This window comes from Cellvibrio sp. KY-YJ-3 (genome assembly GCF_008806955.1).
GTDB lineage: Bacteria > Pseudomonadota > Gammaproteobacteria > Pseudomonadales > Cellvibrionaceae > Cellvibrio.
In genome coordinates this window covers 210,445-237,022 of the sequence record NZ_CP031727.1, presented here as the reverse complement: position 1 = coordinate 237,022, position 26,578 = coordinate 210,445, and the positions used below count along the sequence as shown (strand labels likewise).

General features: G+C 48.0%; 19 protein-coding genes, 7 tRNA genes and 3 rRNA genes. 27 read left to right on the top strand and 2 right to left on the bottom strand.

The annotated features are described in order from the left end of the window. The first annotated feature begins 2 nt into the window (after positions 1–2). Genes D0B88_RS01100 through D0B88_RS01090 form a run of 3 tightly spaced genes read left to right on the top strand, consistent with a single transcriptional unit; the run spans position 3 to position 3,418 of the window. Positions 3–1,892, top strand: coding sequence for an iron-containing redox enzyme family protein (locus D0B88_RS01100; RefSeq protein WP_151054388.1), 1,890 nt, complete (start codon positions 3–5; stop codon positions 1,890–1,892). 3 nt (positions 1,893–1,895) lie between these two features. Then, on the top strand, positions 1,896–2,840 hold the full coding sequence (locus D0B88_RS01095; RefSeq protein ID WP_151054386.1) for a hypothetical protein: 945 nt from the start codon (positions 1,896–1,898) through the stop codon (positions 2,838–2,840). An 11-nt stretch (positions 2,841–2,851) separates the two neighbouring features. Continuing rightward, entirely contained in the window at positions 2,852–3,418 is a 567-nt protein-coding gene (locus D0B88_RS01090; RefSeq protein ID WP_151054384.1) for a DNA-3-methyladenine glycosylase, read from the top strand. Between the two features lie 4 nt (positions 3,419–3,422). Here the strand turns inward: D0B88_RS01090 and ilvY are convergent, their stop codons facing one another. Continuing rightward, complete coding sequence (gene ilvY / locus D0B88_RS01085; protein WP_151054382.1) at positions 3,423–4,289, bottom strand: HTH-type transcriptional activator IlvY; 867 nt, start codon at positions 4,287–4,289, stop codon at positions 3,423–3,425. 158 nt (positions 4,290–4,447) lie between these two features. On the opposite strand from ilvY, the gene ilvC reads away from it, so the two are divergent. Further along, positions 4,448–5,464, top strand: a complete 1,017-nt coding sequence (ilvC, locus tag D0B88_RS01080) for a ketol-acid reductoisomerase (protein ID WP_007640245.1) — start codon at positions 4,448–4,450, stop codon at positions 5,462–5,464. A 78-nt stretch (positions 5,465–5,542) separates the two neighbouring features. On the opposite strand, the gene D0B88_RS01075 is transcribed toward ilvC, so the two are convergent. After that, complete coding sequence (locus tag D0B88_RS01075; RefSeq protein ID WP_040391211.1) at positions 5,543–6,394, bottom strand: HDOD domain-containing protein; 852 nt, start codon at positions 6,392–6,394, stop codon at positions 5,543–5,545. Positions 6,395–6,576: 182 nt separating this feature from the next. Here D0B88_RS01075 and pssA point away from each other — a divergent pair, with 182 nt between their 5' ends. From pssA to rpoB, 23 genes are all read left to right on the top strand, one after another. Further along, positions 6,577–7,407, top strand: coding sequence for a CDP-diacylglycerol--serine O-phosphatidyltransferase (gene pssA / locus D0B88_RS01070; protein WP_151054380.1), 831 nt, complete (start codon positions 6,577–6,579; stop codon positions 7,405–7,407). A 401-nt stretch (positions 7,408–7,808) separates the two neighbouring features. Next, a 16S ribosomal RNA gene (locus D0B88_RS01065) occupies positions 7,809–9,342 on the top strand. 162 nt (positions 9,343–9,504) lie between these two features. Continuing rightward, a tRNA-Ile gene (locus D0B88_RS01060) sits at positions 9,505–9,581 on the top strand. A 30-nt stretch (positions 9,582–9,611) separates the two neighbouring features. Then, positions 9,612–9,687: transfer RNA gene (locus D0B88_RS01055), tRNA-Ala, on the top strand. 285 nt (positions 9,688–9,972) lie between these two features. Next, positions 9,973–12,860: ribosomal RNA gene (locus D0B88_RS01050) — 23S ribosomal RNA — on the top strand. 188 nt (positions 12,861–13,048) lie between these two features. Continuing rightward, positions 13,049–13,164, top strand: a 5S ribosomal RNA gene (gene rrf / locus D0B88_RS01045). The 16S, 23S and 5S rRNA genes sit together here with 2 tRNA genes alongside, the layout of an rRNA operon. 44 nt (positions 13,165–13,208) lie before the next feature. After that, positions 13,209–14,414, top strand: coding sequence for an alanine racemase (gene alr / locus D0B88_RS01040; protein WP_191966482.1), 1,206 nt, complete (start codon positions 13,209–13,211; stop codon positions 14,412–14,414). Next, on the top strand, positions 14,411–15,403 hold the full coding sequence (gene birA / locus D0B88_RS01035) for a bifunctional biotin--[acetyl-CoA-carboxylase] ligase/biotin operon repressor BirA (RefSeq protein WP_151054376.1): 993 nt from the start codon (positions 14,411–14,413) through the stop codon (positions 15,401–15,403). Before alr ends, birA begins: the two co-directional genes overlap by 4 nt. Beyond that, on the top strand, positions 15,393–16,154 hold the full coding sequence (locus D0B88_RS01030) for a type III pantothenate kinase (protein ID WP_151054374.1): 762 nt from the start codon (positions 15,393–15,395) through the stop codon (positions 16,152–16,154). Before birA ends, D0B88_RS01030 begins: the two co-directional genes overlap by 11 nt. Continuing rightward, a complete protein-coding gene (locus D0B88_RS01025) occupies positions 16,155–16,877 on the top strand; it encodes an SPOR domain-containing protein (protein WP_151054372.1) in 723 nt (240 codons plus the stop codon). A gap of 45 nt (positions 16,878–16,922) precedes the next feature. Then, positions 16,923–16,998 (top strand) — tRNA-Thr (locus tag D0B88_RS01020). A 94-nt stretch (positions 16,999–17,092) separates the two neighbouring features. Further along, positions 17,093–17,176: transfer RNA gene (locus tag D0B88_RS01015), tRNA-Tyr, on the top strand. Positions 17,177–17,236: 60 nt separating this feature from the next. Further along, positions 17,237–17,310, top strand: a tRNA-Gly gene (locus D0B88_RS01010). 16 nt (positions 17,311–17,326) lie between these two features. After that, positions 17,327–17,402: transfer RNA gene (locus D0B88_RS01005), tRNA-Thr, on the top strand. Between the two features lie 78 nt (positions 17,403–17,480). Then, entirely contained in the window at positions 17,481–18,704 is a 1,224-nt protein-coding gene (tuf, locus tag D0B88_RS01000) for an elongation factor Tu (RefSeq protein WP_007644455.1), read from the top strand. Between the two features lie 48 nt (positions 18,705–18,752). After that, a tRNA-Trp gene (locus D0B88_RS00995) sits at positions 18,753–18,828 on the top strand. A 25-nt stretch (positions 18,829–18,853) separates the two neighbouring features. Further along, positions 18,854–19,222 carry a preprotein translocase subunit SecE gene (gene secE, locus D0B88_RS00990; protein ID WP_007644444.1) on the top strand — a complete coding sequence of 123 codons (369 nt, stop codon included), beginning with the start codon at positions 18,854–18,856 and terminating at the stop codon, positions 19,220–19,222. Positions 19,223–19,228: 6 nt separating this feature from the next. After that, positions 19,229–19,762: a transcription termination/antitermination protein NusG gene (gene nusG / locus D0B88_RS00985; protein ID WP_040393155.1), complete on the top strand. Its 534-nt coding sequence runs from the start codon at positions 19,229–19,231 to the stop codon at positions 19,760–19,762. 147 nt (positions 19,763–19,909) lie between these two features. Beyond that, positions 19,910–20,341 (top strand): 50S ribosomal protein L11, encoded by a 432-nt coding sequence (gene rplK / locus D0B88_RS00980; RefSeq protein ID WP_040393157.1) that lies wholly within the window; start codon positions 19,910–19,912, stop codon positions 20,339–20,341. Between the two features lies 1 nt (position 20,342). Next, on the top strand, positions 20,343–21,038 hold the full coding sequence (gene rplA / locus D0B88_RS00975; protein ID WP_007644447.1) for a 50S ribosomal protein L1: 696 nt from the start codon (positions 20,343–20,345) through the stop codon (positions 21,036–21,038). Between the two features lie 243 nt (positions 21,039–21,281). After that, the gene (gene rplJ, locus D0B88_RS00970) at positions 21,282–21,776 is read left to right on the top strand and encodes a 50S ribosomal protein L10 (RefSeq protein WP_007644448.1); all 495 of its coding nucleotides are present in this window, start codon (positions 21,282–21,284) and stop codon (positions 21,774–21,776) included. A gap of 65 nt (positions 21,777–21,841) precedes the next feature. Continuing rightward, positions 21,842–22,210 (top strand): 50S ribosomal protein L7/L12, encoded by a 369-nt coding sequence (gene rplL, locus D0B88_RS00965; protein ID WP_007644449.1) that lies wholly within the window; start codon positions 21,842–21,844, stop codon positions 22,208–22,210. A gap of 261 nt (positions 22,211–22,471) precedes the next feature. After that, positions 22,472–26,557, top strand: a complete 4,086-nt coding sequence (gene rpoB, locus D0B88_RS00960; protein ID WP_007644450.1) for a DNA-directed RNA polymerase subunit beta — start codon at positions 22,472–22,474, stop codon at positions 26,555–26,557. Positions 26,558–26,578 lie beyond the last annotated feature (21 nt).

Genomic DNA, 26,578 nt, shown 5'->3' with positions numbered 1-26,578 from the left:
TTATGCCTACCCGTTTTAATCGTGTTTACATCCAATCCGCTGGTTATCACTTGCCGGGTGAACCGGTCAATAATCAGGAGATGGATGATTTTATTGCACCGATTAATCGCATATCGCTGCGCATAAAAAATAAAATTCTGGCGGAAAATGGTATTCAAACCCGACATTATGCGATTGATAAAAATGGCGAGACAGTAACGTCGCATACACAGCTTGCGGCTAATGCCATCCACGATTGTTTGGCGCGCGCTAGTATGAGTTTAAGTGATGTGAGTTTGCTGTCGGTGGGCTCGTCGGGTAGCGATGCCTTAATTCCCGGGTTTGCGGCTATGGTGCAAGGTGAGTTGGGTGCGCCGCCGATGGAAACCTTGTCGAGCCTTGGTGTGTGTGCCGCCGGTATTTCTGCACTGGCTTATGCGGCGCAATCGGTGGAGCTGGGGGCGCATCAGCAAGCATTGGTTGCAACCGCTGAAATGCCGTCGCGCATTTTCAAAAAAAGTCGCTTTGCACCGCGCGGTTACAGCAGCGATTTTGATGCACATTTTTTGCGTTGGATGTTATCTGACGGCGCTGGTGCAGTATTGCTTACCGATGCACCACAGGCAAAAAATGGTGTGCGCTTAAAAATAAACTGGATACACCAAAAAAGTTTTGCCGGAGATTATCCTGTTTGTATGCAGCTTGGTTTAACGGAGGATCGCAGCAAATCCTTTCTCGATTTTCCGTCATCCAGCGAGGCGGAAGCGGCGGGTGCTCTTTCGCTGCGGCAGGATATTCGCTTGCTGCCGCATTTGTTTGATATAAGTATCCACGAATACGTAAAACTGGTGCACGATGGTTGGGTGGCTTCGGATGAGATTGATCATTTCCTCTGCCATTACTCATCCGCACGTTTTATTCCGGTGGTAGGGGAGTTGTTAGATAAAGCGGGATTAACCATTCCACGCGAGCGCTGGTACAGCAATTTAACCACGCGCGGCAATACTGGTTCGGCATCAATTTTTATTATGCTCGCGGAATTTCTCGATACGCATCAAGTTAAGCCGGGCGAGAAAATATTTTGTTTTATTCCCGAGTCAGGCCGTATGACAGCGGCCTATATGTTGATTGAAGTGGAAGCGGCCAATGCCCCTTTGGCTGCTAATCTTGCTCCCATAAATAATTCGATAACGTCAGAAAAAACCGCGCTGCCGGATATTGCAGCACCTCATGATCCACGCTCCGCTCCTCAACATTTACAAAGCGTATTAACGAGGCTTGCGGGTATCTGGCATGACTATCGTTCGCAAGTATGGCGTAGCCCGGTTATCCACAAATTGGTGAGCCAGCAATTTGCATTGGAAGATTATCGACATTGGACTGCGCAATGGGTGCCACAAGTGCGCGAGGGCAGTAAGTGGATGCGCGAAGCCGTTGCATCGCTCACGGGTAGCTATGCTGATCTGGCTGCGTTAATCGAAACCCACGCCGGCGAAGAACAAAACGATTTTAAAATTTTGTATGAAGATTATTGCGCGGCAGGTGGAACTGAACCGCTCGATAATTTGCGCCGCAATCCCGGTGGCGAAGCCTTGAATAGCTATTTGCATTCGCTGGCAGCGACGAAAAACCCCATCGGATTATTGGGTGCGATTTATATTATTGAAGGTACTGGCCAGCGTATCGTGCCTGCGCTCTTGCCTTTGCTGCGCAAACAAGTGGATTTGCCCGCAAGTGCATTTCGCTTTTTGGAATACCACGGTGCGAATGATGAGCATCATCTCGCGCGTTGGTTGGCGGCGGTTGAATTGGTGCTGGCGATTGATCCAAAGGCCGCAAACGCGGTTATCGCCACTGCCAAACGTACGGCACAACTGTATCTTATGCAGTTCGAACATATTCTGGAGTCATAGCGAATGGATAATGTAGAAAAAACTGAAAAGCTGCCAACGTTTTTGCAAACGGAATTTGATCCGCGCGACCCGAGCCCTTGGCTCGCGTTGTATTTGGATCAAAGCACACCGCTACCGGATCATGTGAAAAAGGCATGGCTCGCGGATTCGGAAACCCCTTCGCGCCAATTTCTGTTGCCCTTTGTACGCCCGATTGCGCGCACGCTGATTGTATTAATTCAGATTGTTAAAGTGGTGGTGCCGCGCAACTGGGCCGCCTCCAAACTGCTGCATTGGATTCTTGCTACGGGTTTGAAATATTTTGTGCGCCCTGAAGCTAATTGGTTGGTGCTGCGCCATTTTCATATGGGCGCACAGATTCTGGAATTTATTGCTGCCAACGCACCGGTTGCCGTAGAAACCTCTCCGCTCAAGCCAATGAATCTCGACGATTTAAAAGATGAGCTGTTTTTAAAACACGATCTGAATCTGTTTAATTTTGTGATTCGCCTAGGCAAGGCACTGCGCGATGCGGATAAAAAATTAGCGCCAGTCGCGAACCCTGATTTCAGTATGATCAAAGAGCCGGAGCTAGCATTGGATTCAATGCCGCGCGGAAAGCTCAATGGAATCGACCTGCAAACCGCCATCGAAATGTTTACGCCCACCTACCAACTATTTTTAACTGATAACGATTTTTGGCGCGCATCCAATTCCTTGCAATTAGATGAAACCATCGGTTTGTATGTGGCAACCATTTTAAACTCGCCGCAACATTTGGTGTTACTTAATAACAAGCACCCACTTGTGCCGATGAGCACCTTGCGCGCTGGCTATCGTTTGGTGCTTCACGGATTGTCAACGGAAATGCTGCATGCCTTGTTAATGGATTTGAAAAAAGCACAAACTGAACATCATGCGCCGGATTACAGTGTCAACCAATCAACATCGGTTGCGGATGCAAACTGAGTAGGTATGTAATGAGCGATATTTTTTCAGTAATAGATTTCTCTGCTCCATCGCACGAGGTTGCTCCGCAGTTGATCGGTGCGCAATTTTTTGTGAATGGCGTAGGAGGAATTATTGTTGAAGTAGAAGCTTACGATCAGTCCGAGCCTGCATCCCACACATTTTCCGGTCCCAGTGTACGCAATGCGTCCATGTTTGGACCGCCGGGCCGCGCTTATGTTTATCGCTCATACGGCATTCACTGGTGTTTGAATTTTGTTTGCTCACCTGAGGGGCATGGTGCAGGTATTTTGATTCGGGCGATTCAACCCACCAAAGGGTTAGAGATCATGCGCGCGCGTCGCGGTGTTGAGGCTGAACGTTTGCTCTGCTCGGGGCCGGGGCGTGTGGGGCAGGCATTGGGCATTATCCATGCCTTTACTGGTCGCTCCCTTAGGAAAAGGCCTTTCAAGCTATTGCCTGCAGTTGCGTCGGTTGATGTTATTCATGGCCCACGCATTGGTATTTCCAAAGCCATGGATTTGCCATGGCGTTTTGGTTTGGCGGGCTCGCCTTTTCTCAGTAAACCTTTTCGTTAATCGATTAATTATTTGGCTCGCGCAGCTGGCTCCAAAACGCATTCACAATCGGGCTTTTCAATCGTTTCTCCATCACACAAATCCCCGTGTCGTAAGGGCCGAGATCCGGTTGTGGGTCAAAACGTTTTACCTTGTTCGCGAGCGGGCTGTTGTCCACCACGATCTGCGGTGCAACGCCCACTCCGAATCCCAAGCTCACCATGCTGACAATCGCTTCGTTCCCTTTTACCTCGGCGTAAATATTGGGCTTGATACCGAGTGAATCGAACCAGATATTTAATCGCTCCCGCGCCAAACCTTCTTCGGGAATGATCACCGGAATATCCTTCCAGCTTTCACCTTGCCAATCTTCATTATTCGCGGTGATAAAAATCAGCGGTGAGCTGTTAATGGGTTTGAAGCTGATGCCTGCGGGAAGTTTGTCGGGTTTGGCGGCGATGGCGATATCCTCATCACCCGCCAGAATTCGCTCGATCGATTGTGCTGGGTCGCCGGTGTGGAGTTTGATCGCAATGCCGGGATGTTTAACGCGGAACTCGGTGAGGATTTCATAAAGGAAGCTGTAGCTTGCCGTTACCGAACAATAAATGCTGAGTTGGCCGCGCAGCTGATCGGCCTGCGCCAGTAGGGATTCTTGATATGTCTCCCACTGTTGGATCACTTCTTTGGCAAACCCCAGAAATTGTTCGCCTTCGTGAGTGAGGATCACCGAGCGGTTGTCGCGTACAAACAGGCTCACGCCCAAATCGTCCTCAAGCTGTTTGATGTTGCGGCTGAGTGTTGACGGGCTTACATGGCAGGCATTGGCGGCGCGGCCAAAATGCAGGCTGCTGGCGAGATTGCAAAACAACCGGAGTTTGGTGATATCCATGATTAGCGATTAATAACCTCGTTGCATAAACTGAAATATTGAATTGCGAATATATCATTTTACGCGATGCGGGTGTTTCTCTACACTGGCGACCTTTTATCCAAGTCGCCTTGTGATTTCTCATCGTCAGGCGGTAATCATCCCAACAGGAGTCTGTTATGCACGTTTATTACGATAAAGATGCCGATCTTTCTATTATCCAAGGCAAAAAAGTGGCCATCATTGGTTATGGTTCACAAGGTCACGCGCACGCGTGCAACCTGAAAGATTCAGGCGTTGATGTGGTTGTTGGTCTGCGCGCTGGTTCTGCCACAGTTAAAAAAGCTGAAGCTCACGGCCTGAAAGTGACTGACGTTGCGACTGCGGTTAAATCAGCTGACGTAGTGATGATCCTCACTCCGGATGAGTTCCAATCAAAACTCTATAAAGAAGAGATCGAGCCAAACATCAAGCAAGGCGCTACCTTGGCTTTCGCTCACGGCTTTGCGATTCACTACAACCAAGTAGTGCCACGCAAAGATTTGGACGTAATCATGATCGCTCCAAAAGCACCAGGCCACACCGTGCGTTCTGAGTTTGTGCGCGGCGGCGGCGTTCCTGACCTGATCGCGATTTTCCAAAACGCATCAGGTAAGGCGAAAGATACTGCTCTGTCATACGCATCAGGCGTAGGCGGTGGCCGTACCGGTATTATCGAAACCACTTTCAAAGACGAAACCGAAACCGACCTCTTCGGCGAGCAAGCTGTTCTGTGCGGCGGTGCGGTTGAGTTGGTGAAAATGGGTTACGAGACCCTGGTTGAAGCGGGCTACGAGCCAGAAATGGCTTACTTCGAGTGCTTGCATGAGCTGAAGTTGATCGTTGATCTGATGTTCGAAGGCGGTATCGCCAACATGAACTACTCCATCTCTAACAACGCTGAATACGGTGAATACGTGACTGGTCCTAAAGTGATCAACGAAGAGTCGCGCAAAGCTATGCGTCAAGCGCTGAAAGATATCCAAACTGGCGAATACGCCAAGAAGTTTATCCTTGAAGGCGCAACTAACTACTCTTCTATGACTGCTGCGCGTCGTAACAACGCCGCTCACGGTATCGAAGTTGTGGGTGCCAAGTTGCGTGCGATGATGCCTTGGATTCAAGCCAACAAAATCGTTGACCAAAGCAAAAACTAATTCCTGCAGTTAATAATGTAGTGAGTTATGTGTAAAAAACCCGCTTCGTGCGGGTTTTTTTATGCTGCGATTGTGCGTTCACCAGAGATTGAGCATTTCGGCGCAAGCTTCATCCATATCTGTGTAGAGTGCGGTATAGCGTGGATCTTTCAATTCGAGCGGCTCCTGCAGGTTTGGTAGGTCAAGTTTCTGTATTTCACTAAATCCCCCGGCAAACAGATTGGCGATATACACAATTTCAGACAAATTGCGTGGCTGGGTAATTTGCACCCTGGGGATGTCGATTTCCTGCACTGCATTAATAATCTCGGTGGGTAGGCCGAGAGCATCCAGCAAAATCGTTCCAATACTTTCATGCCACTGCGCAACCAGATAGCTAACGCTCTCCGGGCGCTCAACCAACTCCGGGTAACGAGTCACGCGATGCAGAATAAAAAACGCGCCAAGATCGTGGATCAATCCTGCCAACATGGCGGTTTCCGGTGCCACGCGCGTTAGCTTTAACGCCAGTACTTTGGCTATGGCTGCTGTTTTAAGGCTGTGTATAAGCAGCTGTTTTAGCTCGGGTGCAAAAATGCTTGTTTCGTGGGTTTGTGCAAGCTGGGTCAATGCGCAGGCAAGGGCTACAGACCGGGCAATTTCCAGTCCTGTGCGATTCAGGGCCTTTTCAATATCGGTAATACTGTGCCCGGATGGGTTATAGCTTGCTGAATTGGCAAGTTGCAGGATTTTGCTGGTGACTAGTGGATCGTGTTGTATTTCCTGAGCAATTTGTCGAAGGCTTGCAGAATCGCTGCGCATAATTTCCGAGATTCGCGCGGATACATCAAAACAGGTTGGAAATACAATATCGCCTTGCAGCTCCTTGGCAATATCTTCAAGTAGTTGAAAGCGTTTGTTTTTCAGTTCCGTGGCAGATATGTCGGTCATCTCATCCAACTCCACAATGCAAACTAGCAACCTTATCCTGAGTTAAAACTATATCGCAAAGCGCGTGTGCCTGCAGGATATTGCGAGGTGTGAGTATTGCTTTGATTGAGTGAAAATAGATGCGGGAATGATTTGATGTGTACAATGTCGCCCCCGGCTCCTACCGATCTATGAGGTTGATCATGAACAATAAGCAGGAACAGCATAAGCCCAGCGAGGCGGCTGACCACGAAGGTCCTTTGCCTTTTGGTGACTTGGTCGAAGAGGTCTCCGAAGGAGGCGAAAAAGTGCGGCACCGTGGTGTTTATTTGTTGCCCAATCTATTTACCACCGGGGCACTTTTTTGTGGTTTCTATGCCATTGTTTCATCGATGAATGGAAATTTTTCTCACGCTGCCATCGCCATATTTGCCGCTATGTTTCTTGATGGAATGGATGGTCGCGTGGCGCGAATGACTAATACGCAGAGTGCATTTGGTGAGCAGTACGACAGCTTGGCAGATATGGTTTCTTTTGGTGTGGCGCCGGCATTGGTGGTTTTTAGCTGGGTGTTGCAGGATCTGGGGCGTTGGGGTTGGGCAGCGGCCTTTATTTATATTGCCTGCGCCGCTTTGCGCCTTGCGCGGTTCAATACCCAAATTGGTGTGGTGGATAAAAAGTACTTTATGGGATTGGCGAGCCCTGCTGCTGCATCGATCATTGCTGCAACTGTTTGGGTTTGGTTCGATAGTGCACCTACTGGTATATGGGCGGCGGGTATTGCATTGCTGACCGCGCTCGCTGGATTGCTGATGGTGTCGAATTTTCGTTATACCAGCTTCAAAGGTTTGAACTTCCGGGGGCGCGTTCCGTTTGCCTTCATGTTATTGGTGGTGCTGGTTTTTGCGTCCCTGATTATTTATCAGCAGCAAGGTGTGTTGGCTATTGCTGTTATTTATGGGTTGTCTGGGCCAGCGGTTTGGTTATATGGCCGCATCGTTAGTGCAGGAAAAGTGCAAAATCCGGATAAATAAAAGTCGAACTGATTGGTAAATATTCGGATTAATTGTTTTTGCGAAATAGCCCCAAAAAATGCTTGCTTCAATGGCTATCGATTCGTATAGTGCGCGCCCTGTCGAGCAGTAGCTGATTCAAATAAGCGAAGCGCGAAAGAGTTGTAAATGATTAATAAAATTAATGGTTTACAAAGGATAGAAGGTGCGTATAATGCGCCTCCCACGGTTGAGCCGAAGCGCTAACCGGTTTTTTAACAAGACAGATCAAGCAATGCGTGTGGGCACTTGCGGATGGTGATTGGCAACAAGCAAATTATCAGATGAAGTGAACACACAAACAGTAATGTATTTGTGTTTAATAATTCTGAGCACGTTTTAGTTGTTCTATTCGGTTTGCCGACTAGACGACACCTGATTTTAAACTGAAGAGTTTGATCATGGCTCAGATTGAACGCTGGCGGCAGGCCTAACACATGCAAGTCGAGCGCGAAAGTTCTTCGGAATGAGTAAAGCGGCGGACGGGTGAGTAATACATGGGAATCTGCCTGGTAGTGGGGGACAACGTTTCGAAAGGAACGCTAATACCGCATACGCCCTACGGGGGAAAGGGGGGGATCTTCGGACCTCTCGCTATCAGATGAGCCCATGTCGGATTAGCTAGTTGGTGGGGTAAAGGCTCACCAAGGCGACGATCCGTAACTGGTCTGAGAGGATGATCAGTCACACTGGAACTGAGACACGGTCCAGACTCCTACGGGAGGCAGCAGTGGGGAATATTGGACAATGGGCGCAAGCCTGATCCAGCCATGCCGCGTGTGTGAAGAAGGCCTTAGGGTTGTAAAGCACTTTCAGTGGGGAGAAAGGTCATTCACCTAATACGTGAGTGAATTGATGTTACCCACAGAAGAAGCACCGGCTAACTCCGTGCCAGCAGCCGCGGTAATACGGAGGGTGCAAGCGTTAATCGGAATTACTGGGCGTAAAGCGCACGTAGGTGGTTTGTTAAGCTAGCTGTGAAATCCCCGGGCTCAACCTGGGCACTGCAGTTAGAACTGGCAAGCTAGAGTAGGGTAGAGGGGTGTGGAATTCCAGGTGTAGCGGTGAAATGCGTAGATATCTGGAGGAACATCAGTGGCGAAGGCGACACCCTGGACTCATACTGACACTGAGGTGCGAAAGCGTGGGGAGCAAACAGGATTAGATACCCTGGTAGTCCACGCCGTAAACGATGTCTACTAGCCGTTGGGAGCCTTGAGCTCTTAGTGGCGCAGCTAACGCACTAAGTAGACCGCCTGGGGAGTACGGTCGCAAGATTAAAACTCAAATGAATTGACGGGGGCCCGCACAAGCGGTGGAGCATGTGGTTTAATTCGACGCAACGCGAAGAACCTTACCAGGTCTTGACATCCAGAGAACTTTCCAGAGATGGATTGGTGCCTTCGGGAGCTCTGAGACAGGTGCTGCATGGCTGTCGTCAGCTCGTGTCGTGAGATGTTGGGTTAAGTCCCGTAACGAGCGCAACCCTTGTCCTTAGTTGCCAGCGCGTAATGGCGGGAACTCTAAGGAGACTGCCGGTGACAAACCGGAGGAAGGTGGGGATGACGTCAAGTCATCATGGCCCTTACGACCTGGGCTACACACGTGCTACAATGGGCGGTACAAAGGGTTGCCAAACCGCGAGGTGGAGCTAATCCCGTAAAACCGTTCGTAGTCCGGATTGGAGTCTGCAACTCGACTCCATGAAGTCGGAATCGCTAGTAATCGTAAATCAGAACGTTACGGTGAATACGTTCCCGGGCCTTGTACACACCGCCCGTCACACCATGGGAGTGGGTTGCAAAAGAAGTAGCTAGTCTAACCGCAAGGGGGACGGTTACCACTTTGTGATTCATGACTGGGGTGAAGTCGTAACAAGGTAGCCCTAGGGGAACCTGGGGCTGGATCACCTCCTTAAACGATATGCCAACCCGTCTGTAAGTGCTCACACGCATTGCTTGATCGACTGGAATCAATAAAAGATTTGTTAGTCGCTAGTCCCCTAGTGCTTGTCGCTAGACGCCGCGAGTTACTTTGAAAGGTAAGCGGCCGACAACTAGTGTCTACAGACCAGGATATAGGCCTGTAGCTCAGCTGGTTAGAGCGCACCCCTGATAAGGGTGAGGTCGGCAGTTCGAGTCTGCCCAGGCCTACCAACTTCTGTGTTTTGAAGTTCCCTCGAAAAAGGGGCTATAGCTCAGCTGGGAGAGCGCCTGCCTTGCACGCAGGAGGTCAACGGTTCGATCCCGTTTAGCTCCACCACTCTTTTATTGATTAAAGAAGAAGTCAGTCAATTAATGTCTGCTCTTTAAATACTTTGCATTCCGGCTTAAGGAATTGAAAAGTGTCTAAAAGAAAAGAAGTTAATTGACTGGTTTTTACGCCAGATGCTCTTTAACAAGGTGGAATGTAAAGTAATAAATTGCTGATTTATGGATGTCTTGTGTATCTCTACACAAAAGTCCGGCGAATCATACTCATGCGATGCGCTTATTATCGTGAGCGTATCAATGTTGTAAATCGTTAAAGCAGTCGCTTGTGTTATATGGTCAAGCGACTAAGCGCACACGGTGGATGCCTAGGCAGTTGGAGGCGATGAAAGACGTAGGAGCCTGCGATAAGCTCAGGGGAGCTGGCAAACAAGCTGTGATCCTGAGATCTCTGAATGGGGGAACCCACTTACTTTTAGTAAGTATCCTGCAGTGAATACATAGCTGCTGGAAGCGAACCCGGGGAACTGAAACATCTAAGTACCCGGAGGAAAAGAAATCAACCGAGATTCCCTTAGTAGCGGCGAGCGAAAGGGGACCAGCCCTTAAGTGGCTTTGGTGTTAGTGGAACGCTCTGGAAAGTGCGGCGATACAGGGTGATAGCCCCGTACACGAAAATGCCTTAGTCATGAAAACGAGTAGGACGGGACACGTGATATCCTGTTTGAATATGGGGGGACCATCCTCCAAGGCTAAATACTCCCAACTGACCGATAGTGAACCAGTACCGTGAGGGAAAGGCGAAAAGAACCCCTGTGAGGGGAGTGAAATAGATCCTGAAACCGTGTGCGTACAAGCAGTAGGAGCACCTTCGTGGTGTGACTGCGTACCTTTTGTATAATGGGTCAGCGACTTATTGTCAGTGGCAAGGTTAACCGTATAGGGGAGCCGTAGCGAAAGCGAGTCTTAATAGGGCGTCTAGTCGCTGGCAATAGACCCGAAACCCGGCGATCTATCCATGTGCAGGTTGAAGGTTGGGTAACACTAACTGGAGGACCGAACCCACAAATGTTGAAAAATTTGGGGATGACGTGTGGATAGGGGTGAAAGGCTAATCAAGCCGGGAGATATCTGGTTCTCCCCGAAAGCTATTTAGGTAGCGCGTCATGTCTCACCCAGGGGGGTAGAGCACTGTTTGGGCTAGGGGGTCATCCCGACTTACCAAACCCATGCAAACTACGAATACCCTGGAGTGCAATCATGGCAGACAGACAGCGGGTGCTAACGTCCGTTGTCAAGAGGGCAACAACCCAGACCGCCAGCTAAGGTCCCCAATGTTAGTTAAGTGGGAAACGATGTGGGAAGGCTTAGACAGCTAGGAGGTTGGCTTAGAAGCAGCCACCCTTTAAAGAAAGCGTAATAGCTCACTAGTCGAGTCGGCCTGCGCGGAAGATGTAACGGGGCTAAAACTAGCAACCGAAGCTGCGGCTGCATACTTTGTATGTGGGGTAGGGGAGCGTTCTGTAAGCCGTCGAAGGTGTGTTGAGAAGCATGCTGGAGGTATCAGAAGTGCGAATGCTGACATGAGTAACGATAAGGGGAGTGAAAAACTCCCCCGCCGGAAGATCAAGGGTTCCTGTCCAACGCTAATCGGGACAGGGTTAGTCGGCCCCTAAGGCGAGGCGGAAACGCGTAGTCGATGGGAAACAGGTTAATATTCCTGTACCTCTTTTTACTGCGATGGGGGGACGGAGAAGGCTAGAGCAGCACGGCGTTGGTTGTCCGTGTTTAAGGTCGTAGGCTGGTGTCTTAGGTAAATCCGGGATGCTAAGGCTGAGAACTGATGACGAGTGTTCCTCGGAACATGAAGTGCTTGATGCCATGCTTCCAAGAAAAGCCTCTAAGCTTCAGGTAAAAAGAGACCGTACTCCAAACCGACACAGGTGATCAGGTAGAGAATACCAAGGCGCTTGAGAGAACTCGGGTGAAGGAACTAGGCAAAATGGCACCGTAACTTCGGGAGAAGGTGCACTGCTGATGGTGAAGGGCTTGCCCCGTAAGCTATTGGCAGTCGAAGATACCAGGCCCCTGCAACTGTTTATTAAAAACACAGCACTCTGCAAACACGTAAGTGGACGTATAGGGTGTGACGCCTGCCCGGTGCCGGAAGGTTAATTGATGGGGTTAGCGCAAGCGAAGCTCTTGATCGAAGCCCCGGTAAACGGCGGCCGTAACTATAACGGTCCTAAGGTAGCGAAATTCCTTGTCGGGTAAGTTCCGACCTGCACGAATGGCGTAATGATGGGGGCGCTGTCTCCACCCGAGACTCAGTGAAATTGAAATCGCGGTTAAGATGCCGTGTTCCCGCGGCTAGACGGAAAGACCCCGTGAACCTTTACTATAGCTTTGCACTGAACTTTGAACCTATCTGTGTAGGATAGGTGGGAGGCTTTGAAGTCGAGACGCTAGTTTCGATGGAGCCGTCCTTGAAATACCACCCTGGTATGTTTGAGGTTCTAACGTCGGCCCCTTATCGGGGTTACGGACAGTGTATGGTGGGTAGTTTGACTGGGGCGGTCTCCTCCCAAAGAGTAACGGAGGAGCACGAAGGTGTGCTAATCATGGTCGGAAATCATGAGGTTAGTGTAAAGGCAAAAGCACGCTTGACTGCGAGACAGACATGTCGAGCAGGTACGAAAGTAGGTCTTAGTGATCCGGTGGTTCTGTATGGAAGGGCCATCGCTCAACGGATAAAAGGTACTCCGGGGATAACAGGCTGATACCGCCCAAGAGTTCACATCGACGGCGGTGTTTGGCACCTCGATGTCGGCTCATCACATCCTGGGGCTGAAGCCGGTCCCAAGGGTATGGCTGTTCGCCATTTAAAGTGGTACGCGAGCTGGGTTTAGAACGTCGTGAGACAGTTCGGTCCCTATCTGCCGTGGGCGTTGGAGATTTGAGAAGAGTTGTTCCTAGTACGAGAGGACCGGAATGAACGAACCTCTGGTGTTCGGGTTGTCATGCCAATGGCACTGCCCGGTAGCTATGTTCGGACGGGATAACCGCTGAAAGCATCTAAGCGGGAAGCCTCCTTCAAGACTAGATCTCCCTGGGGCTTTAAGCCCCCTAAAGAGCCGTTGAAGACTACGACGTTGATAGGTCAGGTGTGGAAGCGCTGCGAAGCGTTGAGCTAACTGATACTAATTGCTCGTGCGGCTTGACCATATAACAGAATCGACTGTTAGACGGTTTACGATTCAGGCAGAAAGTAAAACTTATCTGCAACCGGACTTGTACGATACGCAAGCATCCAAAGAATATGTACAGCAAAACTTTGCATTCCACCGCCCTATTTGAGTCAATCGAGGCTGATGTACTACACATCCTAAGACCTCCGAACTCATACCGAATTGCTTGACGACCATAGCAAGTTGGAACCACCTGATCCCATTCCGAACTCAGAAGTGAAACGACTTAGCGCCGATGGTAGTGTGGGGTCTCCCCATGTGAGAGTAGGTCATCGTCAAGCTCTTAAATACAGAACGCCCTGCAGATATCTGCAGGGCGTTTTTTTTGCTGATTTTTTCATGGCATTTTGCTTCCAATAAAGCTTTTGCTAATGGCTTTTATTGTGCTGCTCTGCTTATATGCGCGATAAGTTTTTTGATCCTTGAGAGATTGTGCGTGTTAACTATTGATCTGAACGCTATTCAGCATAACTGGTTAAAGTTATCGTCTTTAACGCAGTCAAATGTGGCCGGAGTCATTAAAGCGAATGCTTACGGCTTAGGGGCAGCAGAAGTTGGTCTCGCCTTGCATGCTATTGGCTGTAGAGAGTTTTTTTTGGCGTCTGTAGATGAGGCGATTGCAGCCCGATCATACTTGCCTGGTGATGCGGTAGTTTATGTTTTGGGGGGGCTTCGAAACGTAGATGTTTCGGAGCTTTATGCGAGAAATATTATCCCTGTAATTTGTTCAGCCTATGATGTTGAGCGATGGCTGAAATTTAAGACTGATTGTGGAATAAATGCGGCTGCCGCACTGAAAATCAATACTGGGATGACGCGTTTTGGTCTTGATGAGCGTGATTTTTATTTACTCTGTGGCGATGAGTCCCGTTTAAAAGCTATTAATCCTCTGATGCTCATGAGTCATCTTGCTTGCGCGGATGACTTTGTGCATCTACAAAATAATTTGCAATTTGATCGTTTTTTAAAATCCTTTCAGTACATCAAAAAATTATTGCCTCAGATTAAGGCTAGTTTAGCTAACTCCTCAGGAATTTTTTTAGGCAAGCAATGGCATTTTGATTTGGTGCGTCCTGGTGCTGCACTTTATGGGATTAATCCCACACCTTTAGAAAAAAATCCAATGCTTCCTGTTGTTCGTCTCTCATTGCCAATATTGCAGATTCGCAGATTGGATGCGACTGAATTGATTGGTTATGGCGCCACAGTAAGTTTATCTGCTGGTGCAAAAGTAGCCGTAGTAGCTGGAGGTTATGCCGATGGGGTTAACAGAACTTTAGGGGCTCAGCCTGAAGGTATGTTATTAGGGCAGCGAGTAAAATCAATAGGCAGAATATCAATGGATTCAATGATATTTGATGTGTCCCATATTGCTGCATCAGATGAGGATTTGATGTGTTCTTCGATAGACGTTGTTGGCGAGCAGTTTCCGCTAGATAAGCTTATCAAAGATAATCAATCGCTGGGTTATGAGGTGCTTACTAGTATTGGCTCACGATACAAGCGCACATATTTGTCTGGAGTGATATGAGCCTTAATCTATTTGATTCAAATTCATTAGGCCAGGCGCTGAAATTATTGTCTGATGGAGAGTTTCATTCTGGAGAAGAGTTGGGCGCTTTACTTGGTGTTAGTCGTGCGGCAGTGTGGAAAACATTAAAAAAGTTTGAGTTGCTTGGCATTGATCTTATCTCGGTGAAAGGAAAAGGTTACTGTATTGGCGGTGGACTGGATTTACTCGATCAGTCCAAAATATTCTCGGGGCGATGTGAGTCCTTAAATATCAATGTGTTTGCGCAGGTGGATTCAACCAATTCTTATCTTTTGCGCCAAAATAAGCCGGAGCGTCATGTTTGTTTGGCTGAAAATCAGACGGCTGGCCGAGGAAGGAGAGGTCGAATTTGGGTTAGCCCTTTTGCGCAGAATCTTTACCTTTCAATTGGGTGGGGATTTGATGGCGGGGTCGCTGTCTTAGAGGGGCTTAGTTTGGCAATTGGTTTGGCTGTGGTCAGGTCTCTGCGTCATTACGGTATTTCCGGGCTGAAATTGAAGTGGCCAAACGACATATTATATAAAGACAAAAAACTGGGTGGTGTTCTAATTGAAATGAATGGCGACCCTTCTGGTTATTGTTTGGTGGTGGTTGGGGTTGGTCTTAATGTATCAATGCATGACGATCATGCCTCTTCAATTGATCAGCCCTGGATTAATCTGAATGATATTTTGGCGGAACAAGGCGTTCCTCTAATTACCAGGAATCAACTCGCATCATCCTTGCTGGATGAATTGGTGCTCATTCTATCTGATTACCATCGCATTGGTTTTGCGGCTTATAAAGAAGAGTGGGCACTGTCTGCGGCGCACATGAATCAGGCTGTTAGTATTCATAGCGGAAATACCGTGCGAACGGGTGTTATGCGTGGAGTTGATAGTACAGGAGCTCTCCGGCTTGATGTTGATGGCAAAGAGCAAATCTTTCATGGAGGAGAATTGTCCTTGAGGGGGGCTTATGCGTCTTGAGGTCGATATTGGGAATACGCGAATTAAATGGAGGCTCAAGGAAGGGGACGATATGTTTGAACGAGGTTTTCTTGTCACTGGCTCCTCGTTAGCCTTGATGGAGCCGGCGCTTGATCGTTATTTGGGTAAGGTTAAGGCGATATGGGTTGCCAGTGTCGTGGATGAAGAGTTGGAGAGAGGCTTTGCCATATGGGCTAAGCGGGTTTTCTCGATAGAGCCGTTATTTGTAAAAAGTTGCGCATCGAACGGTGTGGTGAGAAATGCTTATATTTCCCCCGAGTCACTGGGCGTTGATCGCTGGTTGGGAATTTTAGCTGCATACCATTTAGAAAAAAGAGCGTGCATTGTTTTATCGCTGGGAACCGCGGCGACGGTTGATGTGGTTGATAAAAGTGGAGCTCATCTGGGTGGATTTATCGCCCCAGGTCTTTCTTTAATGATTGGCTCGCTCACTGCTGGTACTCGACGTCTATCTGTTGTGCCTGCAGAAATGGTTCAGTTGGATGACGGCTTGGGCGTGTCCACTTTTTCAGCTATTTGCGGTGGTTGCACATCTATGTTGATTGGTTTGGTTAATAATGCAATTGCACAGTTGCGTAAGTGTATCGGAAATGATGATTTTGGGCTGGTGTTTGCTGGTGGTGATGCGATTCAGTTGATCCCCTATTTCCCCTCTGCGCGATTGATGAATGATCTGGTTTTGGATGGTCTTGTGTATGCAATGCAGGGCTTAGAGCCACTGGAGGAGTAAATGAGATCGATTTTTTTTCTGGTTCTTGCTGCAAATATATTTTTCTTTGTCCGGCAATACTTTTTTGTGAATGGCGTGACCAAAAGCGACGAGCAGTATGTTGCTCAATCAAGTGAGAATGCTGGTTCTTCGGGGGCACTATTATTGCTATCTGAGCGCTCCGGAGAGAAGGTGGGTACTGAAAAAGATTTTGCTCAAGTATCTTCGCTGAGCAATCAAGCAGGAGGTGTGCAAAAAGAAGGTGCGCCTCTTTGTACTATGATTGGTCCTTATGAGCAGTTGCTCCAGGCAGAGTACGCCGTTGAGCGCCTTGCAGCGTTGGGGGCTGATGTTCATGTGGTGCCCGTGGAAATTAAAGAGGGTGAGTCATTTTGGGTGTACCTTGTGCCAGAGGTTTCTGAGCGAGAGGCGCTGAATAGACTCCATGAGCTGCAGAGGAAAAATATTGAGAGCCACATAATATCAAAAGGGGATCTCACCAACGGTATCTCGTTTGGTCGCTTCTCTCAATATGAGGATGCAGAGGCGTTGTCGCTAAAGATTAAAAATAACGGTTATGACGCGCAGATAAAAATTATGCCTAAAACAATTCAAGAGACGTGGGTTGTTATTGGAGAGGGTTTTGCTGAGAAAATAGACGATTCGGTGTGGGAAGAGCTTATAAGAAAACAAAAAGGGCTCGAAAAGAGACAAAATTATTGTTTGGGTGTTGCTTCTCATTAGAACTTTCAATAGAATTCTGCCTCCACAAACGGCGGTGGTCAAAAAGCTGGCGTAGCTCAGTAGGTAGAGCAGCTGACTTGTAATCAGCCGGTCGGGGGTTCGATTCCTCTCGCCAGCTCCAAATTGGAGTATGCTTTTTGACATAACTGTGTGAATTTATTGAAAAAATAGATTGACAGTTGCAAGTTTGGGCCGGAAAATGCCGGCGGTTTTCGGCAGGGGTTCCCGAGTGGCCAAAGGGATCAGACTGTAAATCTGACGCGCAAGCTTCGATGGTTCGAATCCATCCCCCTGCACCATATTCACCTTAAGTGAGCTTAAGGTATTAAGTAAAGTGGCAAGCCCAGTATCTGATTAAAGCGGGTATGGTTCAATGGTAGAACCTCAGCCTTCCAAGCTGATGGCGCGGGTTCGATTCCCGCTACCCGCTCCAAATATTTTAGGTTAAGGCTCATATAGCTCAGTTGGTAGAGCACACCCTTGGTAAGGGTGAGGTCAGCAGTTCAAATCTGCTTATGAGCTCCAAAATAATGCTGCGAGAGAGTGCCTCTCGCAGCTTTTTTATCTGTGTGATTGTTATTAACGTCTGAGGAGGCGCTCGCAATGGCGAAGGAAAAGTTTGAACGTAACAAGCCCCACGTCAACGTGGGCACCATTGGTCACGTTGACCACGGTAAAACCACTCTGACTGCAGCGCTGACTCGCGTTTGTGCAGAAAGCTGGGGTGGCGCGTTTGTTGGTTATGATGGTATCGATAACGCACCTGAAGAAAAGGCGCGTGGTATTACCATTAATACCTCTCACGTGGAATATGACTCACCAACTCGCCACTATGCGCACGTTGACTGCCCAGGCCACGCCGACTATGTGAAGAACATGATCACCGGTGCTGCCCAGATGGATGGTGCAATCCTGGTGTGTGGTGCAACTGATGGTCCAATGCCGCAAACTCGTGAGCACATCCTGCTGTCTCGCCAGGTAGGTGTTCCTTACATCGTGGTATTCCTGAACAAGGCTGACTTGTTGGCGGAAGACTGTGGTGGTGTAGGCACTGAAGAGTACAACGAAATGTTGGAATTGGTAGAAATGGAGCTGCGTGAGCTGCTGTCTACCTATGACTTCCCTGGTGATGACACCCCGATTATTGCTGGTTCTGCGCTGATGGCGTTGAACGGTGAAGATGAAAACGGTTTGGGTACCTCTGCGGTACGTAAACTGGTTGAGTCCTTGGACAGCTACATTCCTGAGCCAGTGCGTGCTATCGATCAGCCATTCCTGATGCCAGTAGAAGATGTGTTCTCTATCTCTGGTCGCGGTACAGTGGTAACTGGTCGTGTAGAGCGTGGTGTTGTTAAAGTGGGTGAAGAGATCGCTATCGTTGGTCTGAAAGACACTGTAAAAACCACCTGTACTGGTGTTGAAATGTTCCGCAAGCTGCTCGACGAAGGTCGTGCCGGTGAGAACGTTGGTGTTCTGTTGCGTGGTACCAAGCGTGATGACGTTGAGCGTGGTCAAGTTCTGTGTAAGCCAGGTTCAGTGACTCCACACACCAAGTTTGAATCAGAAGTGTACGTATTGTCTAAAGAAGAGGGTGGTCGTCACACTCCATTCTTTAAAGGTTACCGTCCACAGTTCTACTTCCGTACCACTGACGTAACTGGTGCGGTGGAATTGCCGGAAGGCGTAGAAATGGTAATGCCAGGCGACAACATTAAAATGGTTGTTACCTTGATTCACCCAATCGCGATGGAAGATGGTTTGCGTTTTGCTATCCGTGAAGGTGGTCGTACTGTTGGTGCTGGCGTTGTAGCCAAAATCATTCAGTAATTAATATGGAGGGCGGTTTCTCCGCCCTCTATTTGCTTCTGTTATGTTAGGCCAGTAGTTCAATTGGTAGAGCACCGGTCTCCAAAACCGGGTGTTGGGGGTTCGAGTCCCTCCTGGCCTGCCAAATTTCATGAAGGTTTCCCGCGATAATGAATGCAAATACCGAAGAAAAAGTTTATCGACTTGACGCATTAAAATGGCTCTTGGTTTTTGCAGTAATTGCTGTTGGTGTAGTTGGTAATTCTCATTTTTCTGCTGAATCGATTCTCTATCGTGCATTAGGTCTTATAGTGCTTGCAGCTATCGCTGTTGCAATTGCATTGCAGACTGCAAAAGGTGCTGCGATATCAGATGTTGTACGTGGTGCGCTTGTTGAGCTGCGTAAAGTTGTTTGGCCTACTCGCCAAGAAACCAATCAAACAACCCTTATTGTATTGGCTGTTGTTTTTGTAATGGCAATCATTCTTTGGTTGCTTGATACTCTATTTGGTTTTGTTGCCTCAAGTATCATAGGATAGATTGGTATGGCTAAGCGCTGGTATGTTGTTCATGCTTATTCTGGGTATGAGAAAAAAGTTGCGCTTTCCTTGCGTGAGCGCGTCGCTTTGTATGGCATGGAAGAAAGTTTCGGTGAGATTTTGGTTCCCACTGAAGAAGTAGTTGAAATGCGGGGCGGCCAAAAACGCAAAAGCGAGAGAAAATTTTTCCCTGGTTATGTTTTGGTACAAATGGAGTTGAATGATGATACTTGGCACTTGGTAAAAGATACGCCACGAGTCATGGGTTTTATCGGTGGTAAGGCTGATCAGCCTGCGCCTATCACGGAAAAAGAAGCGGAAGCCATTTTGCGTCGTGTAGACGACTCAATGGAGAAGCCGAAGCCAAAAACAATTTTCGAACCGGGTGAAATGGTTCGTGTGATCGATGGGCCTTTCAATGATTTCAATGGCGTTGTCGAAGAAGTAAATTACGATAAAAATAAGCTTCGCGTTGCGGTGTTGATATTTGGTAGATCTACACCAGTTGAATTGGAATTTGGTCAGGTAGAAAAAACTTAATGTTCTGAAGTTTTAATGCCCCTCTTCATCCTGTTATGAAGAGGGGTTTTCGTGTCTCAGTCAGAGGCTGAGACGGGGAGCCTGAGACGCTAGCTTTTGCCAAAAAGCTGGTCGAGGCGCTAATACCCATCATAGGGGAGTTATATCATGGCAAAGAAAGTAACCGCTTACGTTAAGCTGCAAGTTGCAGCTGGTAAGGCAAACCCAAGTCCTCCAGTAGGTCCGGCTCTTGGTCAACACGGCGTAAATATCATGGAGTTCTGTAAAGCATTTAATGCTCAGACTCAAGGTATGGAAGTTGGTTCTCCTGTCCCTGTGATTATCAGCGTGTACAGTGATCGTAGCTTCACGTTCGTAATGAAAACACCGCCAGCATCTTTCTTGTTGAAAAAAGCTGCAGGTATTACCAGTGGTAGTGGTCGTCCTAACACAAACAAAGTTGGCAAAGTAAATCGTGCTCAGCTCGAAGCTATTGCAACTACAAAACTGGCCGATTTGACTGCTGCTGATATGGATGCTGCTGTGCGTACTATCGCAGGTTCTGCGCGTTCAATGGGTCTGGAAGTGGAGGGCGTATAACATGGCAAAAATTACTAAGCGTCAACGTGCAATCAACGAGAAAGTTGATTCCAGCAAGCAGTATTCAATTGAAGATGCTGTTGCGCTGTTAAAAGAGCTGTCTACTGTGAAATTTGCAGAGACAGTAGATGTATCCATAAGCTTGGGCATTGATCCTCGTAAATCAGATCAGTCTGTGCGTGGTGCAACTACGCTGCCTCACGGTAACGGCAAGTCTGTGCGTGTTGCTGTATTTACTCAAGGTGCAAATGCTGAAGCTGCAAAAGCAGCTGGAGCAGAGTACGTAGGTATGGATGATCTGGCTGCAGAAATCAAAGCCGGTAAAATGGATTTTGATGTTGTTATTGCTAGCCCAGATGCAATGCGCGTTGTTGGTCAACTTGGACAGGTTTTGGGGCCGCGTGGTCTGATGCCTAACCCAAAAACTGGCACAGTAACTCCGGACGTATTAACTGCTGTTAAAAATGCTAAGGCTGGTCAGGTTCGTTATCGCGCCGAGAAAGGCGGTATTGTTCACGGTGGCTTGGGTAAAATTTCTTTTGATGCTATCGCGATCAAAGAAAACCTTGAGGCATTGGTTGCTGATTTGAAAAAATCCAAACCAGCCACATCGAAAGGTATTTACCTGAAGAAAATTTACTTGAGTACGACTATGGGCCCAGGCCTGGTAATCGACCAAGCATCACTTGCCGTTTAATTTGCAAGTGGAAAGAACTTTGGGGTCCACTATTTTAGTGGGCCGTCAAAGACCGTAGGTGTCTGGACAACAAGTTCATACTTAATACCCTACGCAGATGGTGAGACCCTATTTACTGCAATTAATTGCACTAAATGACATCACCGAATAGTGGTTCTGATGTGTTTATCAGGGCCGGTAGTTAACGATAATCAATGGCGCAACATCCGTGTTGCAATTGATTGTCCATGCAGGAGAAATCCCGTGGCATTAGGACTTGAAGGCAAAAAAGCGATTGTCGCTGAAGTCCAAGAAGCTGCAAAGAGCGCTCTGTCTGCTGTTATCGCTGATTCTCGTGGCGTAACCGTTGGCAAGATGACCGCTCTGCGCAAGCAGGCCCGTGAAGCTGGCGTCTGGGTAAAAGTCGTCCGTAACACATTGGCCCGTCGCGCTGTGCAAGGTACAGCTTACGAATGTCTTGCTGATAAATTCGTAGGACCAACTTTGATTGCATTTTCCACCGAGCACCCAGGTGCTGGTGCGCGTATCCTTCAGGATTTCGCCAAAGAAAATGACAAATTTGAGTTGAAAGCTGCTGCCTTTGAAGGTGAGTTAGTGAACATCGCTATGCTGGCTACTTTGCCAACGTACGACGAAGCTATTGCTCGCCTGATGAGTGTGATGAAAGAGGCTTCCGCTGGCAAACTGGTTCGCACTATTGCGGCCGTTCGCGATCAAAAAGAACAGCAAGCTGCTTAATCTTCGGATTGGCACTTACTTTAGATTTAACGAGCAAAGTTGCTCCATTAATTAGGAATTGAGACATGTCTCTGACTAAAGACGATATCATCAATGCCATCGCAGAAATGTCTGTAAAAGATGTTGTTGAGCTGATCACTGCAATGGAAGAAAAATTCGGTGTTAGCGCTGCTGCTGCTACTGTTGCTGTAGCTGCTGGTCCAGCTGCTGCTGCTGAAGAGCAAACTGAATTTGACGTTATCCTTTCTTCTGCTGGTGATAAGAAAGTTAACGTAATTAAAGCAGTTCGCGAACTGACTGGTCTTGGCTTGAAAGAAGCTAAAGACTTGGTGGAAAGTGCACCAAAAGCAGTTAAAGAAGCTGTTTCTAAAGCTGATGCCGATGCAGCCAAGGCTAAATTGGAAGAAGCTGGCGCACTCGTAGAAGTTAAATAATTCTACGCTTGTGTCACAGCGTCCATTTGCAGTGTGGACACAGGGCTGGTGAGCAATATGCTCGCCAGCCTTTTTCTGTTTTCAGAAATCCTATTGCTCTACTGTGAATTGAGGCGTCAATGGCTGGCTTGAGCTATGCCATTGGGTTACTCCTGAAGTAATCGTAAAGTTATCGAATTTAAGCAAGTTTTTACAAAGAAACGCACGTGCGTTTTCATGGCTGCGATCAAGCCCGATCCGCGAACAAGCTGGGGAATACAGATGGCTTACTCATATACTGAGAAAAAACGTATCCGTAAGGATTTTGGCAAACTGCCACATGTAATGGATGTACCTTACCTCTTGGCGATTCAGTTAGATTCCTACAGAAAGTTTACCCAGGCAGATACTTTGCCTAGCAAGCGTGATGATATGGGTTTACACGCCGCTTTCCGTTCCGTTTTTCCAATCGTCAGTTACTCAGGTAATGCGGCCCTCGAATACGTGAGCTACAACCTTGGTAAAGCCGCTTTTGATGTGAACGAATGTATTCTGCGTGGTGTTACCTACGCAGTTCCCCTGCGCGTAAAAGTTCGGTTGATTATTTACGATCGCGAATCTTCCAATAAAGCCATTAAAGATATTAAAGAACAAGAAGTGTACATGGGTGAAATTCCACTCATGACCGACAATGGTACTTTTGTTATTAACGGTACCGAGCGCGTTATCGTATCGCAATTACACCGTTCCCCTGGTGTATTCTTTGACCACGATAAAGGTAAGACTCATTCATCTGGAAAGTTGCTCTTTTCTGCGCGTATTATTCCTTACCGCGGTTCATGGTTGGATTTCGAGTTCGATCCCAAAGACTTGCTTTATGTCCGTATTGATCGTCGTCGTAAACTACCGGCAACCATTTTGCTGCGTGCACTTGGTTTCAGTTCTCAAGAAATGCTGGCAATGTTCTTTGAAACCAGTACGTTTATTCTTGGGAAAGATGGTCAGTTCAGCTATGAGGTTGTTCCATCTCGTCTGCGTGGTGATGTAGCTACGTTTGATATTAAAGATGACAAGGGCAATATTATTGTTGAAGAGGGGCGCCGCATTACTGCGCGTCATATTCGTCAGTTAGAAAAAGCTGGCGTTAATCAAATGGATGTACCTGCAGAGTATCTGCTGGGGCGCTCGCTTGCTAAAGATATTATTGATACTCGCAGCGGTGAATTGCTGTTTGAATGCAATACCGAAATTACTGCCGATGTATTGTCAAAGCTTGGCGCCGCTGGCGTAGAGCAAATTGAAACTCTCTATACGAATGAATTGGATTGTGGTGCATTTATCTCTGATACTTTGCGCGTTGATCCAACTCGCACAGCACTGGAATCACTGGTAGAAATTTATCGCATGATGCGCCCCGGTGAGCCGCCAACCAAAGAGTCTGCGGAAGCGCTGTTTCAGAATTTATTCTTCTCACAAGAGCGCTACGATCTATCTGCAGTCGGTCGCATGAAGTTCAACCGTCGTCTTGGTCGTGAAGCCGAGACGGGCGAAGGTACTCTATCGAATGACGATATCGTTGATGTGATGAAGACATTGATCTCCATCCGCAATGGTAAAGGCGTTGTGGATGATATCGATCACTTGGGTAACCGCCGTGTGCGTTCCGTAGGTGAGATGGCCGAAAACCAATTCCGTGTTGGTTTGGTACGTGTAGAGCGCGCAGTAAAAGAACGTTTATCTATGGCAGAAAGCGAAGGTTTGATGCCGCAAGATTTAATCAATGCCAAGCCGGTTGCGGCTGCGGTCAAAGAGTTCTTTGGTTCATCTCAGCTTTCACAATTTATGGATCAAAACAACCCGCTGTCAGAGATCACGCACAAGCGTCGTGTTTCTGCGCTTGGCCCAGGTGGTTTGACCCGTGAGCGTGCAGGTTTTGAAGTGCGTGACGTACATCCGACTCACTATGGTCGTGTATGTCCTATCGAAACACCTGAAGGTCCAAACATTGGTTTGATTAACTCTTTGGCTACCTATGCCCGCACTAACAATTACGGTTTCCTTGAGAGTCCGTATCGCAAAGTGATTAATGGCAAGGTAACCAATGAAATTGATTTCCTTTCGGCAATCAATGAGTCTGATTATGTCATTGCACAGGCTTCTGCAACATTGGATGACAAAGGCAATCTAACTGAAGAGTTGGTGTCGGTTCGTCACCTGAACGAATTCACCTTGAAAGCACCTGCCGATGTTCAATATATGGACGTGTCTGCGCGTCAGGTGGTTTCTGTTGCAGCGTCATTGATTCCATTCCTCGAGCACGATGACGCCAACCGTGCGCTTATGGGTTCAAACATGCAGCGTCAAGCTGTACCAACTCTGCGCTCGCAAAAGCCGTTGGTTGGTACTGGCATGGAGCGGAATGTTGCTTCTGACTCTGGTGTGTGTGTGGTTGCCAAGCGTGGCGGCGTTATCGATAGCGTTGATGCTGGCCGTATCGTAGTTAAAGTACATGATGCAGAAGTTGAAGCTGGTGATGCCGGTGTAGATATCTACAACCTGATCAAATACACCCGCTCCAACCAAAATACCTGTATCAATCAGCGCCCTATTGTCAGCATGGGTGATTCAGTATCCCGTGGCGATATTCTGGCGGACGGTCCTTCCGTTGATATGGGTGAGTTGGCGCTTGGTCAAAACATGCGTATCGCCTTTATGCCGTGGAATGGTTACAACTTCGAAGATTCGATTCTGGTTTCAGAGCGCGTTGTACAAGAAGATCGCTTCACTACCATTCATATCCAGGAATTAACCTGTATCGCACGTGATACCAAGCTGGGCAGTGAAGAAATCACCGCCGATATTCCAAACGTGGGTGAGAGTGCGCTGAGCAAACTCGACGAATCCGGCATTGTGTATATCGGTGCTGAAGTAGGCGGCGGCGATATTTTGGTTGGTAAGGTTACTCCTAAAGGGGAAACCCAACTGACGCCTGAAGAAAAACTGTTACGTGCAATCTTTGGTGAAAAGGCTTCGGACGTTAAAGATACTTCTTTGCGCGTACCTTCAAGCACCAAGGGTACTGTAATTGACGTTCAGGTTTTTACTCGCGACGGTCTTGAAAAAGATCAGCGTAGTCTGGAAATTGAAAAAGCGCAATTGGATGAAGTGCGCAAAGATTTGAACGAAGAATACCGTATCGTTGAGTCTGCCACTTTCGAGCGTTTGCGTTCAGCACTGGTCGGCCAAACTGTAGCATCAGGAAAAAATGTGAAAAAAGGCGAAGCCTTGACGCATGAAGTTCTTGATGGTTTGGAAAAAGATCAGTGGTTCAAGCTGCGTATGTCCGAAGATGCTCTCAATGAGCAGATCGACCGTGCAGAAGAGCAACTGGCTGAGCGTCGCAAGATTCTTGACGAGCGTTTTGAAGATAAGAAGCGCAAGCTCTCTACTGGCGATGATCTGGCTCCGGGTGTTCTCAAGATTGTTAAGGTTTATCTTGCTATCAAACGTCGCATCCAGCCGGGCGATAAGATGGCCGGCCGTCACGGTAACAAAGGGGTTATCTCGGTAATCATGCCGATCGAAGATATGCCTTACGACGAAAATGGTGAGACTGTTGATATCGTCCTCAACCCGCTCGGCGTACCTTCTCGTATGAACGTAGGTCAGGTGCTGGAAATGCACTTGGGTATGGCGGCTAAAGGCTTGGGTGTGAAGATCAACAAAATGTTGCAAGAGCAAAAAGCGATTGCTGACATTCGCGCATTCCTGGAAGAGATCTACAACAAAACCGGTGATGTTGCTGCGAAAGAGGATCTAGCATCGTTTACCGACAAAGAGATTCTCGATCTGGCCAAAAACCTGGTGGACGGTGTGCCTATGGCAACACCGGTGTTTGATGGTGCCAAAGAGCATGAAATCAAGGCATTGCTGCGTTTAGCTGGCCTGTCAGATACCGGTCAATCCGTGCTTTATGACGGACGTACTGGCGACCAGTTTACCCGCCCGGTCACTGTTGGCTACATGTACATGCTGAAGTTGAACCACTTGGTCGACGACAAAATGCATGCCCGTTCAACCGGTTCTTACAGCCTTGTTACCCAGCAACCATTGGGTGGTAAAGCGCAATTCGGTGGACAGCGTTTCGGTGAGATGGAAGTGTGGGCACTGGAAGCATACGGTGCAGCTTACACCTTGCAAGAAATGTTGACTGTTAAGTCAGATGACGTTGCGGGTCGTACCAAGATGTATAAGAACATCGTGGATGGCGATCATCGTATGGAGCCTGGCATGCCGGAATCTTTCAACGTATTGGTTAAAGAGATTCGCTCTCTGGGTATCAATATCGAGCTTGAACAAGACGATTAATTTAATCGTTTGCTCCGGCAA